This window comes from Haliea alexandrii (assembly GCF_003719295.1).
GTDB lineage: Bacteria > Pseudomonadota > Gammaproteobacteria > Pseudomonadales > Halieaceae > Haliea > Haliea alexandrii.
This window is the reverse complement of sequence record NZ_RFLW01000001.1, coordinates 422006-447255: the sequence shown is the minus strand read 5'-3', so window position 1 is coordinate 447255 and position 25250 is coordinate 422006. Positions and strand designations below refer to the sequence as shown.

21 protein-coding genes are annotated in these 25250 nt (G+C 61.4%); 3 read left to right on the top strand and 18 right to left on the bottom strand.

What is annotated here, in order from left to right:
- Positions 1-15: 15 nt before the first annotated feature.
- On the top strand, positions 16-408 hold the full coding sequence (locus tag EGJ68_RS02080; RefSeq protein ID WP_027950023.1) for an acyl-CoA thioesterase: 393 nt from the start codon (positions 16-18) through the stop codon (positions 406-408).
- Here the strand turns inward: EGJ68_RS02080 and EGJ68_RS02075 are convergent, their stop codons facing one another.
- Entirely contained in the window at positions 409-1578 is a 1170-nt protein-coding gene (locus tag EGJ68_RS02075; RefSeq protein WP_123032896.1) for a TRAP transporter substrate-binding protein, read from the bottom strand.
- 89 nt (positions 1579-1667) lie between these two features.
- On the bottom strand, positions 1668-3818 hold the full coding sequence (gene uvrD, locus EGJ68_RS02070) for a DNA helicase II (protein WP_123032895.1): 2151 nt from the start codon (positions 3816-3818) through the stop codon (positions 1668-1670).
- Positions 3819-3945: 127 nt separating this feature from the next.
- Between uvrD and EGJ68_RS02065 the strand changes: the two genes are divergently transcribed.
- Positions 3946-4968, top strand: coding sequence for an SPOR domain-containing protein (locus tag EGJ68_RS02065; RefSeq protein WP_123032894.1), 1023 nt, complete (start codon positions 3946-3948; stop codon positions 4966-4968).
- A 71-nt stretch (positions 4969-5039) separates the two neighbouring features.
- On the top strand, positions 5040-5408 hold the full coding sequence (locus EGJ68_RS02060) for a hypothetical protein (protein ID WP_123032893.1): 369 nt from the start codon (positions 5040-5042) through the stop codon (positions 5406-5408).
- A gap of 55 nt (positions 5409-5463) precedes the next feature.
- Here the strand turns inward: EGJ68_RS02060 and EGJ68_RS02055 are convergent, their stop codons facing one another.
- From EGJ68_RS02055 to atpD, 16 genes are all read right to left on the bottom strand, one after another.
- A complete protein-coding gene (locus tag EGJ68_RS02055; RefSeq protein ID WP_123032892.1) occupies positions 5464-6378 on the bottom strand; it encodes a hydrogen peroxide-inducible genes activator in 915 nt (304 codons plus the stop codon).
- Positions 6379-6460: 82 nt separating this feature from the next.
- Complete coding sequence (locus EGJ68_RS02050; RefSeq protein WP_123032891.1) at positions 6461-8278, bottom strand: acyl-CoA dehydrogenase; 1818 nt, start codon at positions 8276-8278, stop codon at positions 6461-6463.
- A gap of 44 nt (positions 8279-8322) precedes the next feature.
- Positions 8323-9954, bottom strand: coding sequence for an acyl-CoA synthetase (locus EGJ68_RS02045; protein ID WP_123032890.1), 1632 nt, complete (start codon positions 9952-9954; stop codon positions 8323-8325).
- A 10-nt stretch (positions 9955-9964) separates the two neighbouring features.
- A complete protein-coding gene (locus EGJ68_RS02040; protein WP_123032889.1) occupies positions 9965-10795 on the bottom strand; it encodes an enoyl-CoA hydratase/isomerase family protein in 831 nt (276 codons plus the stop codon).
- A 118-nt stretch (positions 10796-10913) separates the two neighbouring features.
- Positions 10914-11306: a disulfide bond formation protein B gene (locus EGJ68_RS02035; RefSeq protein ID WP_233248640.1), complete on the bottom strand. Its 393-nt coding sequence runs from the start codon at positions 11304-11306 to the stop codon at positions 10914-10916.
- Positions 11307-11442: 136 nt separating this feature from the next.
- Positions 11443-11847 (bottom strand): diacylglycerol kinase, encoded by a 405-nt coding sequence (locus EGJ68_RS02030; RefSeq protein WP_233248639.1) that lies wholly within the window; start codon positions 11845-11847, stop codon positions 11443-11445.
- Entirely contained in the window at positions 11847-13799 is a 1953-nt protein-coding gene (locus EGJ68_RS02025; protein ID WP_123032888.1) for an LTA synthase family protein, read from the bottom strand. Before EGJ68_RS02025 ends, EGJ68_RS02030 begins: the two co-directional genes overlap by 1 nt.
- Positions 13800-13837: 38 nt before the next feature.
- Entirely contained in the window at positions 13838-15520 is a 1683-nt protein-coding gene (locus tag EGJ68_RS02020; RefSeq protein ID WP_123032887.1) for a phosphoethanolamine transferase, read from the bottom strand.
- Between the two features lie 120 nt (positions 15521-15640).
- A complete protein-coding gene (locus tag EGJ68_RS02015) occupies positions 15641-16864 on the bottom strand; it encodes a sensor histidine kinase (protein WP_158283457.1) in 1224 nt (407 codons plus the stop codon).
- 40 nt (positions 16865-16904) lie between these two features.
- On the bottom strand, positions 16905-17588 hold the full coding sequence (locus tag EGJ68_RS02010) for a response regulator transcription factor (protein WP_123033987.1): 684 nt from the start codon (positions 17586-17588) through the stop codon (positions 16905-16907).
- Positions 17589-17649: 61 nt separating this feature from the next.
- Positions 17650-18879 carry an organoarsenical effux MFS transporter ArsJ gene (arsJ, locus tag EGJ68_RS02005; protein WP_123032885.1) on the bottom strand — a complete coding sequence of 410 codons (1230 nt, stop codon included), beginning with the start codon at positions 18877-18879 and terminating at the stop codon, positions 17650-17652.
- Positions 18880-19881 (bottom strand): ArsJ-associated glyceraldehyde-3-phosphate dehydrogenase, encoded by a 1002-nt coding sequence (locus tag EGJ68_RS02000; protein WP_123032884.1) that lies wholly within the window; start codon positions 19879-19881, stop codon positions 18880-18882.
- Between the two features lie 86 nt (positions 19882-19967).
- A complete protein-coding gene (gene glmS / locus EGJ68_RS01995; protein WP_123032883.1) occupies positions 19968-21797 on the bottom strand; it encodes a glutamine--fructose-6-phosphate transaminase (isomerizing) in 1830 nt (609 codons plus the stop codon).
- 3 nt (positions 21798-21800) lie between these two features.
- Positions 21801-23168 carry a bifunctional UDP-N-acetylglucosamine diphosphorylase/glucosamine-1-phosphate N-acetyltransferase GlmU gene (gene glmU, locus EGJ68_RS01990; protein ID WP_123032882.1) on the bottom strand — a complete coding sequence of 456 codons (1368 nt, stop codon included), beginning with the start codon at positions 23166-23168 and terminating at the stop codon, positions 21801-21803.
- A gap of 175 nt (positions 23169-23343) precedes the next feature.
- The gene (locus tag EGJ68_RS01985) at positions 23344-23772 is read right to left on the bottom strand and encodes a F0F1 ATP synthase subunit epsilon (RefSeq protein ID WP_027950003.1); all 429 of its coding nucleotides are present in this window, start codon (positions 23770-23772) and stop codon (positions 23344-23346) included.
- A gap of 23 nt (positions 23773-23795) precedes the next feature.
- Complete coding sequence (atpD, locus tag EGJ68_RS01980) at positions 23796-25193, bottom strand: F0F1 ATP synthase subunit beta (RefSeq protein ID WP_123032881.1); 1398 nt, start codon at positions 25191-25193, stop codon at positions 23796-23798.
- Between the last annotated feature and the right edge of the window lie 57 nt (positions 25194-25250).

The following is a 25250-nucleotide window of genomic DNA, read 5'->3' as shown; positions in this document are numbered from 1 at the left end:
GAATTCGGGCAACACATGAACGACATAGACGACACACCGGTACCCCAAGGCGAACTGTCCATCCAAACCGTGGCGATGCCCAAGGACACCAACGCCGAGGGCGACATTTTCGGCGGCTGGCTGCTGTCGCAGATGGATATGGCCGGCGCCATCACCGCTGCCGACGTGGCCGGCGGCCGCGTTGCCACAGTGGCCATTGAAGGCATGGCGTTTCTGACGCCCGTGCACGTGGGCGCGGTGGTGAGCTGTTACAGCGATGTGCTGGAGGTGGGGCGCAGCTCGGTACGCATCGTGGTTGAGGTGTGGATCAACTCCAAGCACGATGGCGAGCCGATAAAAGTGACCGAGGGCGAGTTCGTGTTCGTGGCGATCGACGAAAAAGGCCGCACCCGCGCCATCAAGCGCTGATCACTGCGCGTCCAGCACCTCGTCCCGTGCGTTGATGTAGGCCTGCTCGGAAATGTGGTGGTAGGCTCTTACACCCTCATAAAACGTGAGAAACGAGGCGTAAATGCGCGCCGCCAGCGGATCGCTGGCCACCAGCTCCTGCATGGTCTGCTCGCTGGCCCGCTGCAGCGCCCGCATGACATCGTCGGGCAGCTGCCGCAATTGCACGCCGTGTCTATCAACCAGCTCCTGTAGCGCCGCGTTATTGCGCGCGGTGAACTCATCCAGCATCATCTGGTTGGCCGCGCGTGCCGCCGCGGTCACAATGGCCTGCAGGTCTGGCGGCAGGGCCTCGTAGGAGTCCTTGTTGATGATCAGTTCCAGCATCGCACCCGGCTCGTGCCAGCCGGGGTAATAGTAATACTTGGCCACCTCATGCAGGCCCAGCGCCAGATCGTTATAGGGGCCTACCCACTCGGCGGCGTCGATCACGCCGGTCTGCAGCGATGTATAGAGTTCACCGCCGGATATGCGCACAGACGTGCCACCGGCGGCCGTGAACACATCGCCCGCCAGGCCCGGGATGCGCATTTTCAGGCCCTGCAAATCCGCCAGTGAATTGATTTCCGTGCGGAACCAGCCCGCCATCTGCACCCCGGAATTGCCACCGGCAAAGGGAATGATATTGGCCGGCGCATAGGCCTCCCGCCACAGCTCCAGACCGCCGCCGTAGTGCAGCCAGGCATTGATCTCCTGGGCGGTCATGCCGAAGGGAATGGCGGTGAAGAAGACGGAGGACGGGATCTTGCCCTTCCAGTAGTAGGCGGCGCCATGTCCGGCATCGGCCACGCCCTGGCTCACGGCATCGAACACTTCAAATGCGGGCACCATCTCACCCGCACCGTACACCCTGGCCGTGAGGCGACCGTTGCTCATTTCGCCCACCATGCGCGCGAAATTCTCGGCGCCCGCACCCAGGCCGGGAAAGTTCTTTGGCCAGGTGGTAACGATTTTCCAGCTATAGTGGGCCTGTTCACCACCACTGCCCGCCTGCACGCCATCGCGCCCGGCGAGGGCACTCACGCCCCCGGCGCGCTCTGCGGCCCACAAGCCAATCACCAGCACCAAAGCCGCCAGCAGCAACAGGATGATTGCGGGGGTATAGCGATGTTCGGTGCGGGACTGCGGCATATTGTTCTGCTTATCGTTGGAAAATCAGTTGCTTAGGGGCAGTGAGCATAGCACCCATGCCGGTGCGAACAAACTGCCCTGCGTACCGCTCACAGCAACTGCAGCTTGGCGTATTGCAGCACCAGCCACTTGCTGCCCTCGGCGTCAAAGTTCACCTGTACACGGGCGTTATTACCCCCGCCCTCGAAGTTGAGCACAGTGCCCTCGCCGAACACCGGGTGGTAAACCCGCTGCCCCAGGCTCAGCCCCGTGTCTGGCACGCGGGCCTGCGTGAGGCTGCTTACCGGCCGGCTAATGCTGGTATGCAGGCGCACCTCCTGCAGCAGGTCGACAGGAATTTCCCGAATGAAGCGCGACGGCGTGTTGTAGCTTTCGCTGCCGTGGATGCGCCGTGACTCGGCGTAGCTGATGACCAGGCGCTGCATGGCCCGGGTAATGCCCACATAGGCCAGGCGTCGCTCCTCTTCCAGGCGCCCGGGTTCCTCCAGCGACATGCGGTGCGGAAACAGATTCTCTTCCATGCCCGCGAGAAACACCAGGGGAAACTCGAGGCCCTTGGCAGAGTGCAGTGTCATCAGTTGCACGCTGTCTTCAAAGTCATCCGCCTGGGCGTCGCCGGCATCAAGGGCCGCGCTGTCCAGGAATTGCTGCAGGGGCGAGAGTTCGTCACCCTGGGGGCTGAACTGCTTCGCGGCGCTCACCAGTTCCTCCAGGTTCTCCACTCGGGCCTGACCTTTTTCTCCCTTCTCGTTGCGGTGAAACTCCACCAGCCCGGAGCCTGTGATCACCTGTTCCGCCAGCTCGTCCAGGGTCAGTTCATCGGTACCCGAGTCGAGCTCGTTGATAAGTATCTGAAAACCCTCCAGCGCGCCCAGGGCCCGCGGTGGCAGACGCTTTTCCTCCCGCGCGAGGTCGATGGCCCGCCACATCGGTACGCCCCGCTCGCGCGCGATCTCGCGCACGGTTTCCAGCGTTTTGCTGCCGATGCCTCTGGGCGGAGTGTTCACTACGCGCTCAAGCGCGGCGTCATCTCCCCGGTTAGTAATTAATCGCATATAAGCCAGCGCGTTGCGAATTTCCAGGCGCTCATAGAAGCGCTGGCCTCCGTAAATACGGTAGGGAATCGCGTTGCGAATAAGGGCTTCCTCAAGCACCCGCGACTGCGCATTGGAGCGATACAGAATCGCCACCGAAGCGCGTTCGCGGCCTTCATTGATCCAGGACTCCGCCTGCTCGACAATGAAACGCGCTTCATCCTGTTCGTTGAACCCGGCATACAGCGCGATGGGATCCCCCTCTTCCCCGTCCGTCCACAGCTCCTTCCCCAGCCGCCCGGCGTTGTGCGCGATAACACCATTCGCGGCGCGCAGGATGGTCTGCGTCGAACGATAATTCTGCTCCAGCCGCACCGTGTGGGTGTGGGCGAAATCATCACCGAAGCGCTGGATATTCTCGATCTTTGCCCCGCGCCAGCCGTAGATGGACTGGTCGTCGTCGCCCACCGCGACCACCGGAATGCGATCACCGGCGAGCACCCGCAGCCACGCGTATTGAATGGTGTTGGTGTCCTGGAACTCGTCGACGAGGATCTGGCGAAAGCGATCGCGATAATGGTTCAGCACCGCCGGGCTGTGCAGCCACAGCTCGTGCGCGCGCAACAGCAGCTCGGCAAAGTCCACCATGCCGGCGCGCTCGCAGGCGCTTTCATAGGCGCGATACACCTGCAACATGGTTTGCCCGAACAGATCGCCCGCCGGCACCTCCACGTGTGCGGCACGCAGACCTTCATCTTTCTGCGCATTGATGAACCACTGCGCCTGGCGCGGCGGCCAGCGGGATTCATCCAGGTCCAGCTCCCGACAGACACGTTTGACCAGGCGCAGTTGATCGTCACTGTCGAGAATCTGGAAGTTCTGCGGCAGGCGAGCTTCTTTCCAGTGCGCCTTCAGCAGCCGGTGAGCGAGGCCGTGGAACGTGCCCACCCACATGCCGTGGGCAGGCAGCTGCAGAACCTCCTCAATGCGCGAACGCATCTCGCGCGCCGCCTTGTTGGTAAACGTGACCGCAAGAATGGACCAGGGCGACACATCCTGGGCGCGAATCAGCCAGGCGATACGGTGCACCAGCACGCGGGTCTTGCCGCTGCCGGCGCCCGCCAGCACCAGCAGGTTTGGGCTTTCGTCAGCCACCGCTTCACGTTGGGCGGCATTCAGTGGGGAGAGAATATCGGATACGTCCATCGCGCTATTCTACCGAAATTCTGCCGCGCGCGAACGAACTCCTGCCCGTCGATTGCATCGCCGAGCGCATTGCGGGCAGGCCTCTGGTATTATCCGCAAAGGCCAAACGGCACAGCGGAGTGAATAGATGAACGATAACAGGCGCGACGATCCCAACCAGGAGGACTCCGCGGATCAGGACTGGACGCCCTGGATGGATGACGATGCCAGCGATGACGACCTCCCCAGCTTCTCCCATGACAGTGAGGAAGACAGCGGAGACGCAGGCCGCGGCGATGCCCTCGAGGACGACATTCTGGATGACCTCGCTGAGTACGACAGCGATAACCCACCGGCCCCCGCCGTACCGCCCGTACCACCCGTGTTGCCTGTCACCGGGCAGACCAGGCCGCTGCCCCAGACAACAAGCTATCCCGATATCGATGCCAGAGACGATGCCAGCCCTGACAACAGCGACTATGAAGATGGCTGGGAAGAGGACGAGTTCGAGGAAGAGGTCCGCTATGACACCCAACCCGCACGCTTCACGGATACCTGGCCGATTGGCCTGATCGCGGTTGCCGCCCTGGCACTGGTGTTGCTGGCAGCCGGTGGCTACGGCGTGATGAAACAGCGCGCGGCAATGGAGCAGCAGATTCGCGAACTGCAGGCGCAGTTGGCGGTGGCCGCGAAACCGGATGATGTCAGCGATGCCCGCGCCAGCCTGGAAACCCTGCAGGCCGAGAACAGTCAGTTGTCGGATAACCTGGCGGCCCTGCGCGATGAAAACCGCCAGCTCAGCGACACGCTGGCCGGCCTTGAGCAACAGCTTACGGCGCAGCGCGCGGCCACGGCGCGGGCCACACCCGCCGCTGCGAGCAAGCCGGCGGCGCCAGAAGCGGCCCCTGCCGCCGCCAAACCGGCGCCTGCTGCCAGCGGCGACTGGTTCGTGAACTTCGGCAGCTACAGTGAACGCAGCGTGGCCGAGCGCTGGTCCAGCCGCATCAAGCCAGGTGCCGGCCGCGTGACGGTAAGCAGCGCCCAGCGCGACGGTGAAACGTTCTACCGTGTGCGCGTTATCGGCCTGGCGTCAGACAGCGCGGCACAGACGGTTGCCCGGCAGCTGGAACGTGAGTACAGCCTGTCCAAACTCTGGGTCGGCAAGGAATGAACCGGGCGCCATCTTGGCAGTTACCCGCCGGGCTGCTAAGGTTTGCCCACCATCCAATAAGGAGTACGAGCATGAACGTTGCAAAATCCCTGCTGGCAGTGCTGGCACTGGGCAGTTCCATGGCTATGGCTGAATGCGTGCAGCCAGAATCCCCGACTCTGCCCAACGGTGGCTCTGCCACCATGGACGACATGATTGCCGGCCAACAGGCGGTGAAGACCTTCCAGGCTGCCAACCTGGAATACATGGCATGCCTGGAGACCCAGTTCACCGCCGCCAAAAAGACCATTGAGGAAGGCAAGGCGAAAGATGCGGAGTCGCTGAAAGCGGCTTACGAGGCAGATGTGGCAGCCTATAACGAAGCGGTCTCTGCCGAAGAGGCGCTGGCAGGACAGTTCAACACCGAGATCCGCGAATTCCGCGCAGCCAACCCCGGCTGATGGACGACCGGGTGCCGTCGGCTGACACGCCGCGGCACCCTCTCTTCCGGCCAACTCAGGCCGATAGCGACTTGGCGTGCTCTTTTAGTGCGGTCCGAAATAGAACGCGCAATGACATGATGTTGCTCACACCACCAAAATTGGGCCGCGCGATAAACGCAATGCTGCGGTGAGGGCCCGGCTCCTCAAGGCGGATAGCCGCCAGCTCCGAACTCCCCGACAGTAACTGGTCCAGCGCCATCTCCGGTACCAGAGTGGAACCCATATGACCCGCCACCATCTGGATCAAGGTGTAGAGGCTGGCACCCTCCAGGGTTTCATCCAGGCTGGACGCCTGTAAATGACAGGCGGCCAGTGCATGGTCCCGCAGGCAGTGCCCGTCTTTCAGCAGCATCAGGCGCGCCTCGCGCAGGTCCACCGCGCGCACCGGTGACGGCAGGTGCAGCGGGTTATCACGGTGGGTCACCACCACCAGGTTCTCGTCCCAGAACGGAAAGTCCAGCAGGCCTTCATGCGCATAGGGCAGCGCGAGCACAGCGGTGTCCAGCTCGCCGCTGCGCACCTTGTCCACCAGTACATGAGACTGCTCTTCGGCGATGGTGAGGCGAAACTCCGGGTATTCGCGGCGCACGGCAGGCAGAACCTTGGGCAGCAGATAGGGGCCGATCGTGGGGATAACGCCCATGGTCATGGGAAAACTCAGCGGCTCCCGGGCCACTGTGGCGAGGCGGTAGATATCGTCCATCTCAAGGGAAATTGCCGTGGCACGTGCCAGGATCTGCTCGCCCACCGGTGTCACCAGCACTTTCTTGTTGTCGCGCTCGAACAGCTGCACACCCAGCTGCGACTCCAGTTCGGCAATGGCCGTGCTGAGGGCTGACTGGGAAATCGCGCACTGCTCCGCCGCCTTCTTGAAATGCAGGGTATGGGCCACGGCGAGCGCGTAGCGCAGCTGTTTGAAGGAAATCATGCGCCTTCAATGCTCCTCAAACGCGAGACGTGCCTGCACCCTACCGCACACGGCCTATACACACCACACAACCGTCAGCCGACTAGAACCATGCCGCAGGCATGTTCAGTGGTTCATCATAACGCTGCAGCAGAATCTCCGCTTCATGTTGGTACTTCGGCAGCTCCCAGTGCGCGAAGAACCTGGCGGCTTGCAACTTGCCCTGATAAAAATCTGCTTCTGCCGGTGACAGGTCATCGTCGCGCAAACAGGCGGCAGCCGCCAGCGCCTGCTTCAACCACATCCAGGCGGCAAAAACGCGCCCGAACAGGTCCAGGTAGACGGTGGCATTTGCCAGGCCCGCCGCGCGCTCGCGGGCGATTTCGGGCTGCAGGGTGTCGGTGACGTGGGCTAGCGCGGTGACCGCACGCTGCAGTTCCGCCGAGATTTCCGCAACTGTGGCATGGCCATCACCCAAGCCGCGCCGCAGGTCGGCTTCGATGGTCTCGATCAGGCGCCTGAAAACCGCTCCGCCTTCAGCACCGACCTTGCGCCCCAATAAATCGATGGCCTGAATACCCTCGGTGCCCTCGTGTATCGGGTTCAGGCGGTTGTCGCGGTAGTACTGTTCAACCAGATGGTCCCGCGTATAGCCGGCGCCACCGAGCACCTGTATCGCCAGGTCGTTCGCCGCCAGGCAGTATTTGGACGGCCAGGACTTGATCACCGGGGTCACCAGGTCGAGCAGGGCCGCAGCGGCTTCACGGTCGGCCACGGCAGGCGCGGAGCGACTGTCTTCAAACAGCACGCTGGCGTAGAACGTCATTGCCAGTGACGCTTCTGCGTAGGCCTTCTGCGTGAGTAACATACGACGCACATCCGCGTGCTCAATGATCTCAACCTGTGCGCCCCTGTCCTGTTGTTTGGCGAGACGCGACGTTCTGCCCTGCTTGCGCTGCTTCGCATAGAGCAGGGAGTAGTTGTAGCCCTGATAGCCCAGCGCCGTGGCAAACAGACCCACCGCGATACGCGCATCGTTCATCATCTGGAACATGTGCGCGAGGCCCTTGTTGAGGTCCCCCAGCAGGTAACCCACGGCGCCCGCCTGCTCGCCGAAATTGAGCACCGTGGAGGTGGCGTTACGGAAGCCCATCTTGTGCAACAGACCGGCCAAAGCGACATCATTGCGCTCGCCCAGTGTGCCGTCAGGGTTCACCTGCACCTTGGGGCAAATGAACAGCGAAATGCCTTCCTTGCCCGTATCCGGGCACACCGTCTTGGCCAGTACCATATGGATGATGTTTTCAGTCAGGTCGTGATCGCCACCGGAAATATACATTTTCTGGCCGAACAGCCGGTATGTACCGTCATCCGCCGGCCTGGCCCGGGTCGAAATATCCTGCAGCGCGGAGCCCTGCGCCGGCTCGGTGAGGGCCATGGTGCCGGTGAAGCGACCAGACCGCATGTGCGCCAGATAACGGTCTTTCTGCTCGTCAGTGCCAAAGGTCTCCAGCAGGTCGGCCGCCGCGATGCACAACAGGCAGTAACCGGCGGTTCCCGGGTTGGCCGCGTAGAAGTAGGCGTTCGCCGCGCGCATGACGATATACGGCAACTGCATGCCGCCCTCGGCGAAATCACAGGTGGCGGCGAAAAAACCGGCATCCGCAAAGGCCGACCAGGCCTGTTTGGTCTCCGGCACCGTGGTCACGGTGTTGCCGTCGAAGACCGGTTCCTGCGCATCACCCTTGGCGTAGTGATTGAAGAAGTATTTCTCTGCCACGCTTTTGGCGGTCTGCAAGGTCATGCGGATCGTTTCCAGCGTGTGCTCGTTATACCGCTCACGGTTTAGTACTTCGGTGGTGTCAAATACCCTGAACAGCAAAAACTCGATATCGCGGTCATTCAGCAACGGGACTTGCATCGTTCATCCTTAACAGTAAAAAGGTCAATCAGCGGCGGCGCGCGCTAGCCTCGAAGTTCCCGCCGCAGAATTTTGCCTGTGGCGGTCATTGGCAGGCTGTCGGCATATTCGATGATATGCGGCACCTCATGCCTGGCGAGCTTGTTCCTTACCAGGGCCTGCAGCGACGCCGTGAGCGCCTCCGACGGCTCCGCGCCCTCGGCCAGGACGACCACAGCCTTGATAAGCTCCGTCCTCTTTTCGTCGGGCACACCGACAACCGCGACAATCTTGACTTCCGGCGAGGAGAGCAGAACGTCTTCGATTTCCGTGGGGCCGATGCGATAACCCGAGCTGGTGATCACGTCGTCCGAGCGCCCATGAAACCAGAAGTAACCATCGGCATCTCGGCTACCGATGTCGCCGGTGAGCATCCAGTTCCCACTGAATTTCGCGGCGGTTGCCTCGGGGTCATCCAGGTAATAAAGGAACATCGCGGGGTGAGGCCGCTGAATCGCAATATTGCCCCGCTCACCATCGGCGACCTCATTGCCATCCTCGCCGACAATGGCGCACACCGCCCCCGGGGTGGGCTTGCCCAGTGAGCCATGGCGTACCGCCATGAGCTTGGGATTACTGCCAATCATGCCATTGCATTCAGACTGGCCAAAGCCTTCATTGATCGTGAGATTGAAATGCTCATCCGCCCATGCGGCCAGCTCGGCCCCCACCGCCTCCCCGCCCGACAGCACCACGCGCAACTGCACCTTGTCTGTCTCGACCCGCGCGCTGGCCTCACGCATCAGCTTCAACATGGTCGGTGTGAGAAGCGACACGGTCACCTCGTGGTCCGACAGGATACGGAAGGCCTCAACCGGGTCGAAGCCTTTCATGCTGGTGGATACGATCCTGCATCCATGGAAGGTGCCCACCAGGAAGATATCCGCAAACCCGGCCACCCACGCCCAGTCGGCCTGTGACCAGAGGACATCGCCGGGTTGCGGGAAGTAGTCAAACAGGTACTCGAATGCGGACACATTACCGAGGACCGCTCGGTGCGGCATCACCACACCTTTGGGCAAACCCGTGGTGCCCGAGGTGTAATTGATCCACGCCGGCTCTTCGGCGCGCGTAGCGACATTCACCCACGCGTCGGACAGCTCCCGGGTTGCCGTATAAAAGCCCAATGGCCGGTCGGCATCCACTTCCCCGACCACCACGATGTGTTCCAGGGACGGGCAGTCATCGAAGATGTTCTCGATTTTGGCGTAGTTATCCGCATCGACAATGCACAGCCGCGACCGGCTGCCATTGATCCGGTGCTTGAGCGCCTCCTCGCCAAACAGCACAGAAGCCAGACAGGAAACAATCCCGGACTTGAAACAGGCGATGTGCGAGATCGCACATTCCGGCCGCTGTGGCAGGCACACGGTGATGCGGTCGCCACGTACAACACCCAAAGATGCGAACAGGTTCGCGAGTCGATTGGACTGGCGCTGAAGGCTCCGGTAGGTGATCTGATGAAGCTGTTTATCGCTGTCTTCAAAGGTGATGGCGACGCGTTGCTCATCGGCGGCCCAGCGGTCGCAGATTGCATCCGCGATATTGAACATCTCCGGTATCGACCACGAAAACTGCTCGCACAACGCTTCGTAGCTGCTGCATATTGGCAGGCTGCCATTCATTGCGGCGCTCATATCGGTCTCCTTAGCTGTACAGGCGCGCGCGTTTGGCAAAAGCGGCCTTCACGCCCTCGTCTTCCAGCGTCCTGAAGAAATCCGTGTAACTGCGATTCTGGTGGTAGATCGCGTCGATATCCGCACCGGTACGGATGGATTGTTGCATGCCCATATTCTCGAACCAGGTATTGGAAATGCTTTTCAACAGAATGGAGTTGTCCGAGGGCGCCTTGGCGATCTTGGCCGCAACCGCCTGTACGCGATCTTCCAGCTCATCGTGGGGCACCACCTCGTTGACCAGGCCGATGCTCTGCGCTTCCCGGGCATCAATCAGCTTCGAGGTGAGCAACAGTTCCTTGGTTTTGCGCAGGCCAATCAAAATGGGCCAGAACATGATGGACGGGGGAATGCCCAGGTCGCAGGCTGCCGGGTGACCGAAGCGCGCGCGTTCGCTGACGATGGCGAGGTCGCACACGGCAAGGAGTTCCCCCGCCCCCGACAGGCAATCACCCTGAACCTGCGCCACCATCGGCTTGGGGTAGCGCCACATCCGCATCCAGTAGTCCACCAAAGCGTGGATATCCCGGCGATCTGCCTGCAAATCAATGTCGTCGCTGTGTCCAGGATACTGCGAGGTTACCCAGTGTTCACTGCCGAGCTCATAGCCTGAGGAAAAGGCCCGTCCGGTTGACTTGATCACAATCACCGACACTTCCGGGTCGGACCGCACTGAGTTGAGCGCGGTCTCCAGCTCCTCCAGCACCAGTGACGACAGGGCGTTGAGGTTTTTTTCACGGTTGAGCGTGATGGTGAATATCTTGTCCGATGTGTCGGTCAGTAGCGTTTGCAGCGTCTTCATGTCGCAGCTCCCAGGTCAGCTAATTAAGGTTCGTTAGTATGGCCGATACAGTACCTGCGCGCCGGCGAGAAGGCCAGCCCATGAGTGGCTCAGACGGTGTGGTGCGGCTGAAAAGGCGTTACGGTTTCTTCACGTCTCGCAGGCAGAGCAGCCAGACCTGGGCGATGATGATGAACATGGCGACAAAAGACAGCAGAAAGGCGTCGAGGTAAATGGGCTCGTACCAGGTGAACTCCCCCTTGTGGATTCTCACCCAGCCACGGAAATGCTGCATCATCGCCACGCCGGCACCAAAGAAGCCGATGACGGAGGCAAAGTACTTGACGATGAAATGGCTGGAGCCCAGGAGCATCAAGGCACCCAACAGGCCAATAACCGTGCGCTGCACCTGACAGAACGGGCAGGCATAGACCACGTCAAACCAGTCCAGCGACCAGGCACCGATGCTGACGATGATCGCAATGATGCCCAAAGCGCGGAGATGGTTTTGGTAGAAGTCGTATCTGAACATGTAAGGGGCCCTGCAGCTGCGTGGTTCAGGAACTGAATGCGTGCTCAGGTTCAGCACACCTTGATGCCCCAGTATATAAACAGCCCGACACGATTGGCTATAACAGGTACCGTGCTATGGGGCTCTCACTTTGCGGTCAACCCGCCAGCGTAACCACCCACAGCAACCCCACCCCCAACGAACACAGCAGAACCGCCGCCGAGCCCATATCCTTGGCGGCGCCGCTCAAGGGGTGATAATCCTTTCCCACGCGATCCACCACTGCCTCCACAGCGGAATTCAGCAGTTCCACGACCAGCAGGAAAAGCAGGCTGCATAGTAGCAGGGCAGCCTCGGAGGGCGTCAGGTCTGCACAGACGGCGATGACTGAGCCCAGGGCGAGCACCGCGCATTCCTGACGGATAGCCGCTTCGTGCCGGAATGCATAGCGCAGGCCTCGCCAGGAATGCACAAACGCTCTCAGCACCCGTGCAAGGCCTGTGCGCGGAGCTTGCCCGGGCGTGTAGTCCGGTGTTGTGTCGATTGTCGCGGGTTTCGGCACTAGTCTTCTCCGTTGATAGGTGGGGGATACAAACCGCGCCGGTAGGCGAGGCTGCCCCACAGCGCGTGAGCGAGTGCCTCGCGTTCGAGGTCGGGATTTGCCGGCGCGGGAGTCAGGGAAAAGCTTTCCCGGTCGAAGTGATAGGTGGTGACGGGGCGCTCGGGCTGAGTGACTACCACCTCCTGCCCCCGCCAATACGCCTGGTTTGCCCCGTATTGCATGATGGCGCGGCCCTCGTAGGCATCAGGTAGCATGGTGATATCGTGACCCACCATGGGGTGCTGCGATGCAATGCCCAGCAGGGAGAGCAGAGTTGGGGGCAGGTCAATCTGGCTCACCACCCGCGGATCACGCCGCGGCACAATGCCTTTGCCGATAATCAGGCCCGGTATCCTGAAATGTTCAATCGGCACCAGCTGGCGCCCAAAAACGCGGTCATCGTGATCCGCCACAATTAGGAACAGGGTGTCGTCCCAGTAACCACTGTCCCGGGCGAGGGCAAAGAACTCGCCGAGGGCGTGATCGGCGTAGCGGATAGCGTTGCGCTTGGTGTTCGCGGGCAGCTCTACCGGCGTTATCGCATCCGTCGGGTAGTCATACGGTGTGTGGTTGGATGAGCTGAACACCAGGCTGAAGAAGGGCTTGCCCTCCGCATGCAGGCGGGTGAACTCATCGTGCGCCTTGCGCATGAGGTCGCCATCGGACACGCCCCAGGAACCCATGAACTCGGGGTTTTCATAGTGCCGTCGGTCAACAACCCGCTGAAAGCCGTTACCAAGAAAGAAACTCGCCATGTTGTCAAAATGGCCCTCGCCGCCATAGATGAACGAGGTGTCGTAGCCGCGTGTGCCAAACAGGGAGGCGAGTGTAAAGAAGTCCTGCTGTGAGCGCGGCAGCTTCACCACGCTGCGCGCGGGCGTGGGTACAAACCCCGTCACCACCGCTTCAATGCCGCGCACAGAACGGGTCCCGGTGGCGTAGAGTTCCTCCAGCAGCCAACCGGTTTCCGCCAGCGCATCGAAAGACGGCGTGAGCGTGTCGCCGCCCAGCGTTCCCACGTACTGCGCGCCCAGACTTTCTTCGAGCACAATCACCAGGTTGCGCAATCGCGGTGCCGCTACCGAAGGCTTCTGTTCGTGCCAGGTGGGATAGCGGGGCGACAGAAACTGCGTCTCGGGCAGGCCTGTGGCCTTGCGCACTTCGGCAAACACCACAGCGTCGGGCAGCTGGGGATAGAGCCGGGAGGCATCGATTTCGCTACCCATGGCGCGCACGGCCCAGGCCACCGAATAGAGCGAATTCAGGGTAAGGTCATTGAGCAGGGCATCGCTGCTGAAGGCGGTGAAGCCCGGGTTGATGGGCCGGTGACGCAGCGTACCCCGGGCACCGAGCACCAGCAGCGGTAGCAGTACCACGATGACCACCAACCGCACGCCGAGCGCCGCGGGCTTTCCATCGGAGCGCGCAAACTGTCGCAGGGTGACATACGCCACGCAGGGAGCCGCCAGTAACACCAGCAGGCCGCACGCCAGTTCCAGCTGAAAACCACCCAGCAACATACCGAACACTTCCTGCGGGTACTGCAGGTATTCAACAAACAGCCGGTTGGGGCGCAGATCGTACTGGGCAATAAAACCCGGTGTAACCGCCTCCATGAACGCCAGCAATCCCCAGCCTGCCGCCAGCCAGAGATGCATCGGTGCACGGCGGTAGCGGCAAGGCAGGGCCAGTAACAGCAGCACCGCGGGAATCAGCCAGTAGCAGAGCATCACCAGGTCGATACGCACACCGAAACCGAGCACGGTGAGCGCGGTGGACGCGTCATCGATACGCCCTGCCTGCCACAACATGAGGCCCAGGCGACTGCCGGTGGTCAGCAAGAGGCCGCCGAACAGAAAAAGCCAAAGCGGTCGAATCAGGCGCTCGACGGCGACTGGTAGAGAACGAGACATTGGGTGCATCCTGTCGGGTGTCGGGGGTGCAGCGGGGATCAACCCCGGCCACCGTCAAGTGCAGGTGAGGCATCGGGGTTGTCGTGGGCCTGAGCCACCAATGCCACCTGCCGACAGGGGCTGAGCATGTCGTGTTCCGCCCTGTAGAGGCCGGTTTTCACTCGCATCAGGCCGAGCACGGCATCAAATACATTGTCGTGCGACAGGCTCTGCTGCGCGGCGACCCGCGCCACACAGCCACCGTCGTAACCCTGCGCTGAGGAGAACTCCGGCGACATCCACAACAGCATCGGAACATGGGTTTGCTCTGCGGGGGCCAGTGCATAGGGCATGCCGTGCAGGTACATGCCGTTTTCCCCCAACGACTCCCCGTGGTCAGAGACATACAGCAAGCTCGTCTGCCACTGCGGTTGCTCGGCAAGCTGGGCAATCACCCGGCTCATCACGTAGTCGTCGTAGTACAGGGTGTTGTCGTAGCTGTTGACGATCTGCAGGTCTGAACAGTTCTGTATGTCACTGCGCGGACAGTCCGGCGTGAAGCGGCGAAAGGCGTCCGGGTAGCGCTGGTTGTAGGTGGGCCCGTGGCTGCCGGCGAGATGCAGCACAATGAGCGTATCCTCCTGCTCCAGTGCCGCCAGTTGTGCCTGCAAACCACCGAGCAGAACTTCGTCCTGGCAATACTCTCCTTCACAGAAGGGCTCACCGGGGCGGGGTTCAAACGCCTGAGTGGGTACGCGGGCGCACACGCCCTTGCAGCCACCGTCGTTCTCCAGCCAGCGCACCTGAACACCCGCGTGCTGCAGCACATCCAGCAGGTTGTCCTGTGTCTTCGCCAGTGCCGGGTCGTAGTTACTGCGGTCCAGTCGCGAAAACAGGCAGGGCACTGACACCGCCGTGGCAGTGCCACAGGAGGCAACCTGCTGGAAAGACACCATGCCAAGGTCACGGGTGAAAGCGTTGGTCGGCCGCGGGTAGCCGTTCAGTTCAAAGTTGCGGGCGCGAGCCGTCTCGCCCAGTACCAGCACGGTGAGGCGTTTTTTTCGGTTGTGCGCCCGGTCTGCCACCAGGGCATCCTCGCCCAGCGCCTGATGCGCACGCGGAGTTGCGAGATAGGTTCGACTCACGAACTTACCCGCGCTGTAGAGATAATGCGTGGGGATAATGAGTTTGTTCAGTTCGCGATTGTTCCGACCGAGGGATGCGTAATCCTTGTAGTAGAGGGCTGCGACGCCCAACACAACAGCGACTGCAATGGTCATGGAGAGCAGCTTGCTACCCAGTTCCCGCGCCAGTGACTGGCTGCGCAGTGGCAACAGAGCAAAAATCACTGCCGGCACAACCCCGGTGAACAGCCACCAGAGCGCGAGGTTCGCATTCAAATAGGCGCGCGCTTCACCCGGGTTGGTTTCCACCAGGTTGCGGATCATTTCCATGTCGAACACGGTGCCGTAGTAGTACATCGCGTAGCTGACCAGCGAGGAAGCAAGCAGCAGCAAAACGGCAAAAGGCCGGGCAAGGTAGCGAAAGGTCCAGAAACTGAACAGCAGATAAAACACCGAGCCGAAGAACAGCGGCAGGGACAGCACCATGCCCAGGCTCAGACCCTCGGTGTGCTGCAGAATCGTGACCAGCCGCGCCGCGAGGGGAAGGTTGATAACCAGCACGAAGTACACCGCCAGCAGCAGCGTGAACCGGCTCATGCCAAGAGGGTTTGCAAGCATGTTCGGGACTCCAGGGGACTGCAGGTGGGTGCCGGATTGGCAGCCACAGGTGCAGCGATGGGGGAGGAGTCTAGAAACCGCGGAGTGACAAAAAAGTCACAGACCGCGGCCGGGAAGGCATTAAACGGTTAAGGTGAAGATGGTGCCCTTTGGGCTATTGGGCTGTGCGTTCAGTGTCCAGCCTTGATGATCACAGATGCGCTTGGAGATAGACAAGCCCAGGCCGTAGCGCGAACCGGGGCCTTGGGGGGAACGCACACCGCGCTCAAAGATATGTGCAGCAACGCCGGGGTCGATACCACTGCCGGTGTCACGAACTGCAATACTCCCGCCGTTCACTTCAATGGCAATTACCCCGGCCTGGGTGTGGTTCAGGGCGTTGTGCAGCAGGTTGTTGAGTACTGCGCTGATCAATACCTGAGACACTCGCACATCAGAGGCGCCGGGTTCACACACACAGTTCAGGGCAATGGCCTGCTCATCCGCCCTGCTCTTCCACAACTGCTTTGCGGCGTTGGCTGCTTCCGACAAGGTGCAGTCGTCATCGCTTTGACTCTCGCCGGGGTCGCGCGCCAACTGCAGATATAACGCTATCTGTTGCTGCATGTCCTTGATGGCGCGCTCAATGCGCGACAAGACGCGCTGCTGTGCGGGGTTGTCACCTGTGCTCTCGGACAGTACGTCGGAGGCGGCCTGAATCACCATCATCGGCGTGCGCAACTCGTGGCTGACATCCGCGGTAAACTGCCGCTCGCGCTCCAGCAGATCCGCCACCTGATCGGCATAGCCCTGGACGGCCTGCGCGAGGTCGCCCACTTCATCTTTGGAATAGTCGTCAGGATTGAACCCGGGGCTGCGCCCTGATCCCGGGTCCGCCTTGACCGCAGAGGCCAGTGACATGACCGGCAGCAACACCTGCGAGGCAATATAGCGCGACAGCCAATAGCCAAGCCCGTTGATGAGCAAGAAGCCGAACACAACACCGGCCCCCGCCAGCAACTCCAGCCGTTCGAACTCACTCTGGTCCTGCGCCAGGACATACACCCAAGGGGCCCTGTTCCGCACGATCAGGCTGTGGGCACCAGGCCCGCTGAGTACTTCAAAATTGCCCTCGGGATAGTAGCGAAACGCCTCCGGGAGTAAGGCATGATCAGTGCTTGGCAACTTGTAGAACGTGATATCCCCGCGGGGAATACTCATGGCATATTGCGCGCTGTGGTACTCCTCGATGTAGCGCTCCAGGTCGCTGACCAGATGGTTATAGAACAGCGTGCGCTCGAACCAGAACACCAACAACACCATGCAAATACCACACAGTGCGGTGATCGACACAATCAGCGCCATCACACTCCATTGCAAACGCGCGCGGATAGAGTAGCGAAATCTACTGGGCATCGGCGACGAGGGCATAACCAGTACCTGCGACATTGCAAATCATCGCGCCGGTGAAGGCCCCGTCCACTGCCTGCCGCAAGCGGTAGATATGTGACTTGAGCGCGGCGCTGTCCGGCGGTTCGTCACCCCACAGGGTGTGGTTAAGGTCCTCGTGCGGCACAACCTCTGGCCAGCGCTTCATCAGCAGCTCGAGAAGCGCATAGCCTTTGCGATCCAGCTTGATGGCCTGGCCCTGCCGGGTCACTTGCCGTGTTTCGGTGTTCAGCGACAGGTCGCCCACCTGCAGGACAGGTTCATAGCGGCGTTGTACGCGCTTCAATACCGCCTTTATGCGCTGGTACAGCTCGGGCAGGGCGAAAGGCTTCACCAGATAATCGTCGGCGCCCGCTTCAAAACCGAGCACCCGGTCCTCTACGGCATCGCGGGCGGTGAGCATAATGACCGGCAGCGGGTTTCTGTCGCGCTGGCGCAACTCGGCACAGAGCGTGAAGCCATCCATACCCGGCAGGCCAATATCAAGCACCACCAGATCGTAGTGATTCGCCTGAATCAGCGCGCGGGCGGCTTGGCCGTTTTCTATCGCATCCACGACAAACCCCTTGAGCTCAAGGTAATCGACCACACTCGCCAGAATGTCGCGATTGTCTTCTACAATGAGCAAGCGGTCGGCCATGGTCACCTCAAGGGGGCTGCGGCTGTTTCAGCAGCGTTGTTGCAGCTGCCACAATACCTCATCAAACCCGCCGGGCATATTGCGGCAGGCGGGTCGAAACAACCGTAGCCAGCAACAGCAAGGCCAGCGAGGCCCACAAACACGCCTGCAACCCGGCGCTGCCCTGCCCCGCCAGCTGAAACAGCCAGCCGGAGAGCAAGGTACCGACCAGGCGCCCCATGGCATTGGACATGTAATAGAAGCCCACATCCAGCGACACGCCGTCACTGCGCGCGTAGCTGACGATCAGAAAACTGTGCACTGAGGAGTTCACGGCAAATACCGCGCCGAACAGCAGCAGACCAACGACAAGCAAGGCGGCCGGATCAAGGCCATAGAGTAGCCCTAGCGCAATACCGCCGGGCAGCAGCGTGAGTCCAGCCGCCCACACGGTAACAGCCTGGCCGTCGGGTACGACTCCCGAGGTATTGCCGGTAATACGCGGTGCCAGGCCCTGCACCAAACCGTAGCCCATCACCCAAAGGGCGAGGAAACCACCCGTCTGGCCGTGGTTCCAGCCCAGCGTCTGAGAGAGGAAAACCGGCAGGGCAACAACAAACCAGACATCGCGCGCGGCAAACAGAAACAGGCGCGCGGCAGAGAGAATATTGATAGCGCGACTCTTGGAAAGCACATCGCGGAACGCGGGTGTTTTCGCCGCCTTGCCAAGATCCTGTTTCAGCAGGAGCAGGCTCAGCAACCAGACCAGTGTCAGCGCCAAGGCCATCGCCGTCACGGCGCCGGCAAAACCCAGCCACATCAACAGTACGCCGCCGAGAAAGAAGCCCACGCCCTTGAGCGCATTCTTGGACCCGGTGAGAATCGCCACCCAGCGGTAAAGCTGATGCTGCGCATCTGTCGGTACCAGCAGCTTGATAGCGCTTTTGGCGCTCATTTTATTGAGGTCCTTGGCAATACCCGACAACGCCTGTGCCGCCATCACCCACGCAACCGTAAGCCAGGCCGGCGGCACCAGCAGCATAGACAGCGCCACCACCTGCAGCGCGAGGCCGATGTTCATGGTGCGGTTGAGACCCCAATGCGCACCCAGCCACCCCCCCAACAGGTTGGTGATGACGCCGAAAATTTCGTAGAAGAGGAACAGTAGCGCTATATCCAGTGGCGAATAGCCGAGCCCATGAAAGTGCAGCACGACCAGCATGCGCAGAGCGCCATCGGTGAGCGTGAACGCCCAGTAATTGGCCGTGACCACCAGGTACTGCCGAATAGCGGGGGAGAGCTGGCTCAGCACTTACGGGCGGCCGACTTTCAGCGCCAATTCAGCCGTACGGTTGGCGTAGCCCCACTCATTGTCGTACCAGGCGTAGACTTTTACCTGTGTACCATTCACCACCAGCGTAGACAGGGCATCAATGATGCTGGAACGCGGGTCCGTCTTGTAGTCGATCGATACCAGCGGGCGTTCCTCGTAACCCAGAATACCCTGCAGCTCACCCGCAGCTGCCTGCGCCAGCAGCGCATTCACCTCCTGCGCAGTGGTGGCGCGCTCGACCTCAAAAACACAATCCGTGAGGGAGGCGTTGGCCAACGGTACCCGGATAGCATGCCCGTTCAGCTTGCCCTTGAGCTCGGGAAAGATATGCGTGATCGCCGTTGCGGAGCCCGTTGTGGTGGGTATCAGGCTCTCGCCGCAGGCGCGTGCCCGCCGCAAATCCTTGTGCGCGGCATCCAGAATGGTTTGCGTGTTGGTCACACTGTGAATCGTGGTCATGCTGCCGTGGCGGATACCCAAGTGCTGGTGGATCACTTTTACCACCGGTGCAAGACAGTTGGTCGTACAGGAAGCGGCCGTCAGGATCGGGTGCGCTGCGGGATCGTACAGGTCATCATTCACTCCCATGACCACATTGAGTACGCCTTCATCCTTCACCGGTGCGGTTACGACCACGCGCTGCACGCCCTGGTCGAGATAAGCCTGCAGCAGGGCACGGGTTTTCATCCGGCCGGACGCTTCAATCACCACATCGCAGCCGGACCAGTCGGTGTCACTGATGGCCGTGTTCGCGGTGACGGCGACCCGCTGGTCGCCAATGATCAGGGCGTTACTGTCAGAGCTTGCCTCGTGTTGCCAGCGGCCGTGCACGGTATCGAAGTTCATCAGGTGTGCATGGGTGGCCGCATCGGCCGCGGGATCATTGATGCGCACGATACGCACGTCCGCCTGTTCAAAGAGGACGCGCAGGGTCAGGCGGCCCATGCGCCCGAAACCGTTAATGCCGATGTTAACTGACACGGGGATTCCTCCGACTCTGTGGGGAAGTGAGAGTTCTGTCGTGCATTACTGATGAAGACCGCGCTGAGAAAGAGCCGCGGCCCGACTTATTCCACCGTCACCGACTTCGCCAGGTTCCGCGGCTTGTCGACGTCGGTGCCCTTCTGCACCGCAACATGATAAGCCAGCAACTGCAGGGCAACGGTGTAGACGATAGGTTTCAGCAACTCCGGGCAGCTGGGCAGGGAAATAACGTGGACACGCGATTCCTGCGCGAAATGCGCTGCATCGTCGGCAAAGACATACAACTCCGCGCCGCGCGAACGCACCTCTTCGAGGTTGGACTTGAGCTTCTCCATCAGGGCGTCGCCCGGCGCCACAGCGATAACCGGCATGTCTGCATCCACCAGCGCCAGAGGACCGTGCTTAAGCTCGCCCGCCGGGTAGGCTTCCGCATGGATATAGGAAATTTCCTTGAGCTTCAGTGCTCCTTCCAGCGCAATCGGGTACTGGATACCACGGCCCAGAAACAGCGCGTGGTGTTTCATGATCAGCGCGGTGGCCATGTGCTTGATGACCGGATCCAGGTGCAGGGTCTGCTCCACGTAGTCGGGCAGCTTGTGCAGGGCGGATACCAGCTCGCTTGCAGCCTGCGCCGACAGCGCGTGGCGTCGGCCCAGCACCAACGTCAACATGAGGAAAGCGGCGAGCTGGGTGGTAAAGGCCTTGGTGGAGGCGACACCAATTTCGGTGCCGGCCCGGGTGAGAAAAACCAGGTCTGATTCGCGCACCAGGGAACTGTGGTCCACATTGGCGATAACCAGGCTGCCGATATAGGCGTCTTCCGTGGCGTCGCGCAGGGCAGCGAGCGTGTCTGCGGTTTCCCCGGACTGGGAAACGGTTACCAGCAGTGTGCCGGGCAAGGGCACCCGCTTGCGGTAGCGGAACTCGGAAGCCACCTCCACCGTGCAGGGAAGTCCGGCGAGCTCTTCCAGCCAGTAGCGCGCCACCATACCCGCATGGTAGCTGGTGCCGCAGGCGACTATCTGTACGGCACGCACCTGGTCGAACAGCGCACCGGCCTCACTGCCGAACACGCTGTCATCGATATCGCGGGTACCCGCCACGGGAATGGTATTGGCCAGGGCACGGGGCTGCTCGTAAATTTCCTTGAGCATATAGTGCTCGTAGTCACCCAGCCCTGTGGTTTCCTCCAGCGCGGAGATCTGCGTCATACGGCGCTCAACCCGCTCGCCTGCACGAGTCAGAATCTCCAGGGAGGTCGGGGTAATGCGCACCAGGTCGCCTTCTTCCAGATAGATAAAGCGGTCGGTGACCTGGCGCAGGGCGAGCTGGTCCGAGGCGAGGAAGTACTCACCAATCCCCACGCCGACCACCAGCGGGCTGCCTTCCCGGGTACCCACCACTTCATCCGGGTGTTGCGTATCCACAGCGGCGAGCGCATAGGCACCCTGCAGGCGCGGGACCACAGCGCGAAACGCCTCGAGCAGGCTGCACCCGTCGTCGAGCTGCTGGTACAGCAGGTGCACAATGACTTCCGTGTCCGTGCCGGACTGGAAACTGTAACCCGCGTCCTGCAATTCCTTGCGCAGCGTTTCGTGATTTTCAATGATGCCGTTGTGCACCACGGCAACCCGCTCCCCGGAAATGTGCGGGTGTGCGTTGGCGGCAGACGGCACGCCGTGGGTAGCCCAGCGCGTGTGCGCTATACCCACGCAGCCGTACTTCGGGTCCATGGCCTGGGCCTGTTCAAGCTCCGCCACTTTGCCCTGCCGCTTGTGCAGCAGCAGGTTGCGCTCGTTGTCTACCAGTGCCATACCGGCCGAGTCGTAGCCGCGGTACTCCAGGCGCCGCAGGCCTTCAAGCAGAATCTCCGACACTTCACGCCGCGCTGCTGCCGCCACAATTCCACACATGATTCAGTCCTTGTTCACTTTACCGGGCCGCTTCCAGCCCTGAATATTGCGCTGCTTGCCGCGCGCGACCGCCAGTTCCGCCGGTGGCACCTCGCGGGTGATGGTGGAGCCCGCCGCGACAAAGCCACCACTGCCGATGACCAGCGGTGCTACCAGTGTCGCGTTGGAACCAACAAAGGCGCCATCGCCGATCCGGGTAATATGCTTGTTGACGCCATCGTAATTGCAGGTAATGGTGCCGGCGCCAATATTGGCACCGGCACCCATCTCGCAATCGCCAATATAGGACAGGTGGTTGACCTTGCTGCCGGCGCCGATGCGCGCCTTCTTGGTTTCCACGAAGTTGCCCACGCGCGCCTCCGCTGCCAGCTCTGTTCCCGGCCGCAGTCGCGCGTAGGGCCCCACGGTGCACGCACCGCCGACTACGGCCTGCTGCAAGTGGCTCATGGCGCACACTTCGCTGCGGGCTTCCACCTGACTGTCGATGATCACGCAGTTGGGGCCGATATGCACACCATCTCCCAGCTCGACACTACCAATGAAGACGCAGTTCACATCAATGAACACGTCGCGCCCACAGCGCAGTTCACCACGGATATCAATGCGTGCCGGGTCGGCGAGGCGTACACCGGCGAGGAGCAGCGCCTCCGCCCGTTGCCGCTGCAGTTCGCGCTCCAGCCGGCTCAGTTGCAGCTGGTCGTTCACGCCCACTACCTCCAGTGGGTCGGCAACACTCGCCGTGCGCACAGCGATTCCTTCGGCAACCGACAATGAGAGCACATCAGGAAGGTAGTACTCGCCTTGTTGGTTGCTGTTCCCTACCTGCGGCAGGAAACGCTGCAGGAGTTTTGCGGGGGCCGCGAGAATGCCGGTATTCACCTCCGTCACCGCCAGCTCGTCGGCGCTGGCGTCCTTGTGCTCAACCACAGCGCGAAACTCGTGACTAGCATCGCGCAGCACGCGACCGTACCCGGTCGGATCCTCCAGCACCGCGGTGAGTAGTGCCGGCGCCTGCTGCGCGGCCTCGACCAGCGCCTGCAGCACGGGTGTGGAAACCAGGGGAACATCCCCATAGAGCACCAGCACCGTGCTGTCGGCAGCCAGCGCGGGCAGTGCCTGCAACACGGCGTGCCCGGTGCCGAGCTGCTCGGTCTGTTCCACCCAGTTCAGCGCATTGCCCGCCATGGCTTCCCTCACGGCCTCCGCCCCGTGCCCCACGACCACATGGACAGCCGTGGGCTTGAGGCTGCGCGCAGCGTCGACAACATGCTGGAGCAACGGCTTGCCGCCGAGAGGGTGCAATACCTTGGGGGTGCTGGAGCGCATGCGTGACCCCTGGCCAGCAGCCAGAATGATAACTTCCAGAGTCATAGCGGATTCCCTTAGTTATAGCGTGGGTAGCCAGCCAATAGCCGGAGCTGCGGCTCTACCGGACAACACGCATGTTAACGCGAGGAAAAATGGAAACAACCTGATTGTTCAGGCCATGGCAAAAAGTGTGAAGTGGAACAAAAAGGCCCTGTTGGACAGGGCCTGGAAGGTGCGCTTACCCGCGGCCCGCGCGGTTGCGCATTTTGCGCAGCACGGCAAGCTGCGCCGCAGCTTCAGCCAACTGCGCGGACGCACGGCCGTAGTCGAAATCGCCGGATTGATTGGTGAGCGTGTGCAGGGCCTCGCGGCGCGCTTCCTCGGCGGCTGCTTCGTCAACATCACCGGCACGCAGCGCGGTATCGGCAAGGATGGAGACCACGCCGGGCTGTACTTCGATGAAGCCGCCCGATACGTAATACACTTCCTCGTCACCGCCCTGCTTGACGATACGGATCGGCCCCGGGATCAATGAGGACAACAGCGGCGCGTGGCCGTAGCTGACGCCCATCTCGCCGAGTTCGGCGGTTGCCACGAGCATTTCCACCAGCCCGGAGAAAATCTCCTCCTCCGCACTGACGATGTCGCAGTGAATTGTCATTGCCATCTCCAGACCCTCTCGCTCAAGCCCTAGAGCTTGCCTGCTTTCTCAATCGCTTCATCGATGCTGCCGACCATGTAGAAGGCCTGCTCCGGCAGGTGATCGTATTCGCCGGCCAGAATGCCCTGGAAGCCCGTGATCGTATCCTTCAGGGAAACATACTTGCCGGGCGCGCCGGTGAACACTTCCGCAACGTGGAAGGGCTGGGACAGGAAACGCTCGATTTTGCGCGCGCGGGCCACTGTCTGCTTGTCTTCCTCAGACAATTCGTCCATACCGAGGATGGCAATGATGTCCTTCAGTTCCTTGTAGCGCTGCAGCACCGTCTGTACGCCGCGGGCCACATCGTAGTGCTCCTGGCCAATCACCAGCGGGTCGAGCTGGCGACTGGTGGAGTCCAGCGGATCTACCGCGGGATAAATACCCTTGGCGGCGATGTCACGCGACAGTACCACGGTGGAATCCAGGTGGGCGAAGGTGGTTGCGGGTGACGGGTCAGTCAGGTCGTCCGCAGGCACGTACACCGCCTGGATTGAGGTAATAGAGCCCGTCTTGGTGGAGGTGATGCGTTCCTGCAACACACCCATTTCCTCTGCCAGCGTGGGCTGGTAGCCCACCGCGGAGGGCATACGGCCAAGCAATGCGGACACTTCAGTACCGGCCAGCGTGTAGCGGTAGATGTTGTCGACAAACAGCAGTACGTCGCGGCCTTCATCGCGGAACTTCTCGGCCATGGTGAGGCCAGTCAGGGCAACGCGCAGACGGTTACCGGGCGGCTCATTCATCTGGCCGTAAACCATCGCCACCTTGGACTTGGGGAAGTCCTTGACGTTGACGACGCCTGCTTCCTGCATCTCGTGGTAGAAGTCGTTACCTTCACGAGTACGCTCACCCACACCCGCGAACACGGACAGGCCCGAGTGCTCGGTGGCGATGTTGTTGATGAGCTCCATCATGTTCACGGTCTTGCCCACACCGGCGCCGCCGAACAGGCCGACTTTACCGCCCTTGGCAAACGGGCAGACCAGGTCGATAACCTTGATGCCGGTTTCCAGCAACTCTTCCGAAGCGGCCAGCTCGTCATAGGCCGGCGCTTTGCGGTGAATGGAGGCGCGCTCCTGTTCACCGATGGGCCCGCACTCGTCAATCGGATTGCCGAGGACGTCCATGATGCGGCCCAGCGTTTCAATACCGACCGGCACAGCGATGGGGGCACCGGTGTTTTCCACGGCCAGATCCCGGCTCACGCCTTCGGAGGAGCCCATGGCAATGGTGCGCACGACGCCGTCACCCAGCTGCTGCTGGACTTCCAGGGTCAGGCCTTTTTCGGTAACCAACAGTGCATCGTAAACCTTGGGTACGTCTTCGCGTGGAAACTCCACGTCGATCACGGCACCGATAATTTGTACGATTCGTCCGCTGCTCATGTTCGGATCCTCTGCATCAAAGTTCAATTCTGGGTGGCAGTGCCGCGAGCACGCGGC

Bases quoted from the DNA above. Each gene is read 5' to 3' on its own strand.
- EGJ68_RS02080 (WP_027950023.1), top strand. From the start codon at position 16: ATGAACGACATAGACGACACACCGGTACCCCAAGGCGAACTGTCCATC.
- EGJ68_RS02075 (WP_123032896.1), bottom strand. From the start codon at position 1,578: ATGCCGCAGTCCCGCACCGAACATCGCTATACCCCCGCAATCATCCTG.
- uvrD (WP_123032895.1), bottom strand. From the start codon at position 3,818: ATGGACGTATCCGATATTCTCTCCCCACTGAATGCCGCCCAACGTGAA.
- EGJ68_RS02065 (WP_123032894.1), top strand. From the start codon at position 3,946: ATGAACGATAACAGGCGCGACGATCCCAACCAGGAGGACTCCGCGGAT.
- EGJ68_RS02060 (WP_123032893.1), top strand. From the start codon at position 5,040: ATGAACGTTGCAAAATCCCTGCTGGCAGTGCTGGCACTGGGCAGTTCC.
- EGJ68_RS02055 (WP_123032892.1), bottom strand. From the start codon at position 6,378: ATGATTTCCTTCAAACAGCTGCGCTACGCGCTCGCCGTGGCCCATACC.
- EGJ68_RS02050 (WP_123032891.1), bottom strand. From the start codon at position 8,278: ATGCAAGTCCCGTTGCTGAATGACCGCGATATCGAGTTTTTGCTGTTC.
- EGJ68_RS02045 (WP_123032890.1), bottom strand. From the start codon at position 9,954: ATGAGCGCCGCAATGAATGGCAGCCTGCCAATATGCAGCAGCTACGAA.
- EGJ68_RS02040 (WP_123032889.1), bottom strand. From the start codon at position 10,795: ATGAAGACGCTGCAAACGCTACTGACCGACACATCGGACAAGATATTC.
- EGJ68_RS02035 (WP_233248640.1), bottom strand. From the start codon at position 11,306: ATGTTCAGATACGACTTCTACCAAAACCATCTCCGCGCTTTGGGCATC.
- EGJ68_RS02025 (WP_123032888.1), bottom strand. From the start codon at position 13,799: ATGTCTCGTTCTCTACCAGTCGCCGTCGAGCGCCTGATTCGACCGCTT.
- EGJ68_RS02020 (WP_123032887.1), bottom strand. From the start codon at position 15,520: ATGCTTGCAAACCCTCTTGGCATGAGCCGGTTCACGCTGCTGCTGGCG.
- EGJ68_RS02015 (WP_158283457.1), bottom strand. From the start codon at position 16,864: ATGGCGCTGATTGTGTCGATCACCGCACTGTGTGGTATTTGCATGGTG.
- EGJ68_RS02010 (WP_123033987.1), bottom strand. From the start codon at position 17,588: ATGGCCGACCGCTTGCTCATTGTAGAAGACAATCGCGACATTCTGGCG.
- glmS (WP_123032883.1), bottom strand. From the start codon at position 21,797: ATGTGTGGAATTGTGGCGGCAGCAGCGCGGCGTGAAGTGTCGGAGATT.
- glmU (WP_123032882.1), bottom strand. From the start codon at position 23,168: ATGACTCTGGAAGTTATCATTCTGGCTGCTGGCCAGGGGTCACGCATG.
- EGJ68_RS01985 (WP_027950003.1), bottom strand. From the start codon at position 23,772: ATGGCAATGACAATTCACTGCGACATCGTCAGTGCGGAGGAGGAGATT.
- atpD (WP_123032881.1), bottom strand. From the start codon at position 25,193: ATGAGCAGCGGACGAATCGTACAAATTATCGGTGCCGTGATCGACGTG.